At 45.7% G+C, this 2,710-nt stretch carries 1 protein-coding gene; it reads left to right on the forward strand.

The window, feature by feature from the left end:
* Nucleotides 1–26: 26 nt before the first annotated feature.
* Nucleotides 27–2,710, forward strand: a 2,684-nt coding sequence (locus H6S82_RS27975; protein WP_347339557.1) for a response regulator, incomplete at its 3' end; no start/stop codon positions are given.

Consider the following 2,710-nt stretch of genomic DNA (forward strand, 5'->3'; position numbering starts at 1 on the left):
ATGATACCCTTCACAACTTGCGTCTGTTGTCAAATATATTAAGCGATCGCGGCTATAAAGTGCGATGCGTACCCAAGGGAACGATGGCTCTGGCGACAGCGCGTTTATCTCCGCCAGACTTGATATTGCTAGATATTATGATGCCAGAAATGGATGGCTACGAAGTCTGCGAACAGCTAAAAACAGACGCGCTGACTTCCGATATACCGGTTATTTTCATCAGTGCTTTACACGAAGCGCTAGATAAAGTCAAAGCCTTTGCCATTGGCGGAGTAGACTATATCACCAAACCGTTTCAAGTAGAAGAGGTTTTGGCTAGGGTTGAAAATCAATTGCGCTTGCAGAAGCTGCAAAAACAACTGGCAGAGCAAAATGCCTTGTTACAGGAAGAAATTCGGGTGCGGCGCGAGGCGGAAATGGCTTTGCGGCTGCAATTAAAGCGGGAACAGCTGGTGGGAGCGATACTGGAACGCATTCGTTCCTCTCTCAATTTAGAGGAAGTGCTGACAGTGGCAGTTAGGGAAGTGCGATCGTTTTTGTCAACCGATCGCATCATCATTTACCGTTTTAACCCCGACTGGAACGGAGTAGTAGTTGTCGAGTCGGTAGCGTCAGGGTGGACATCCACTTTGGGAATTGAGATTGGGGACGAATGCTTTATCAAAACCTATATTCCCCTTTACCAGCAAGGACGCATTCGAGCGCTTCCAGATATTATCGGATCAGATTTGCAGCAGTGTCACAAAAATCTGCTCGGTAGATTCGAGGTGAAAGCTAGCTTAGTAGTCCCCATCTTGTATGGAGAAGAAACGAGCGAAAATGCCAATTCATTAATTCCCAATCAGTTATGGGGACTGCTAATTGCCCATCATTGCCAAGGAGAAAGAGAGTGGCACTCATCAGAGATAGAATCTCTCAAACAACTGTGCCTGCAATTGGCGATCGCCATCAAGCAATGCACCCTCTTTGAACAAGCTAAAACAGAAATTGCCGAACGCAAACAAGCAGAGGAAAAGCTGCGACAGAGCGAACAGCGTTTTCGCGATGTCTCCGAAGCAGTGGGCGAATATCTATGGGAAGTAGACGCTAACAACACCTACAGCTTCGTTACCGACAGAGTGAAATCGGTTAAAGGATATGCACCTTCCGAATTAATCGGACACAAGCCGATCGAATTCATCTGTCAAGAAGATATTGAAAAAGTTAGAAATATATTCAGCGATGCCTTTAGCAAAAAATGCACCTTTAAACTACAACATCGCAATATCACTCCCTCTGGTGAAATTGTTTGGGAAGAAGTCGTTGGCATTCCACTTTTCGACAATCAAGGTAATATAGTCGGTTTTCGCGGCACCGGACTAAATATTACAGAACGCAAGCAAGCAGAAGAAGCACTGCAAAAAGCGAAAGAAGCTGCCGATGCAGCAAATCGCGCCAAGAGCGAATTCCTCGCCAACATGAGCCACGAACTGCGAACGCCGCTTAATGCCATCTTGGGATTTACTCAAATAATGAACCGCGATTCATCCCTTCACCAAGAGCAGCGGGAGCATCTGAGAATCATCAATCGCAGCGGCGAGCATTTGCTGTCACTGATTAACGACATTCTAGATATGTCCAAAATTGAAGCTGGCAGAACAACCTTTAATGAAAAGACCTTTGACTTAATTCATCTGCTAGAGAGCCTGGAAGAAATGTTGCGATTAAAAGCTTCTAGTAAAAGCTTAGATCTTCGCATTAAGTATACCCCAGATATTCCTCAGTACGTGCGAACTGACGAGGGTAAATTGCGCCAAGTTTTGATTAACCTGCTGGGAAATGCGATCAAATTCACTGAAGAAGGAAGCGTAACCCTGCGCGTCAGAGTGGGAGACTGTGAGAGTGGGAGAGTGGCAGATGCCCAACAACTTCTTTCTCCCCCTTATCTGCTCCCCACCTCAACTGGGCCTCACTTTTTCGACCTTTTGTTTGAAGTGGAAGACACTGGCCCTGGTATTGCCAAAGAAGAGATGCACAAGTTATTTCAAGCTTTCGGACAAACAGAAATCGGTAGACAATCTCAACAAGGAACTGGGTTGGGTTTAGCCATCAGCAAAAAATTCGTGCAACTGATGGGAGGAGATATCACCGTCAGCAGTAAAGTGGGTATAGGAACAAAATTTGCATTCAATATCCAGGTGCGTTTAGCTCGATCGCAGGAAGTAGAGACAGCCAAGGAATCCAGGAAGGTAATCGGTTTAGCGCCTCACCAACCTGAATATCGCATCTTGGTAGTCGAAGATGTCAAAGTCAGTCGCCTTCTATTGATCAAACTTCTGGCGTCGGTCGGCTTTTGCGTGTGCGAAGCTACCAACGGCAGCGAAGCAATTGCCCTATGGGAAAGTTGGAAACCCCACCTAATTTTTATGGATATGCTGATGCCGGTGATGGACGGATATGAGGCGACCAAACATATTAAAGAGCGAGCTAGCGGTCACCAAACCGCAATTATAGCTCTGACTACTAATGCCTTTGACGAACAGCGAAACTCTGTTTTGTCAGCAGGCTGCGATGATTTTATTCGCAAGCCTTTCCGAGAGCAGTTAATCTTTGACAAAATTGCTGATTATTTGGGGGTAAAGTATATCTACGAAAAGCGGTTGCCAGAGCAAAGGCAAAAAGCAGAAGCTCGAAAAGAAAGTTCATCTGACCATTTAGGAGGAGTTTATTC

It is taken from the genome of Planktothrix sp. FACHB-1355, assembly GCF_014748295.1.
GTDB classification, from domain to species: Bacteria; Cyanobacteriota; Cyanobacteriia; order Cyanobacteriales; family Aerosakkonemataceae; genus Aerosakkonema; species Aerosakkonema funiforme_A.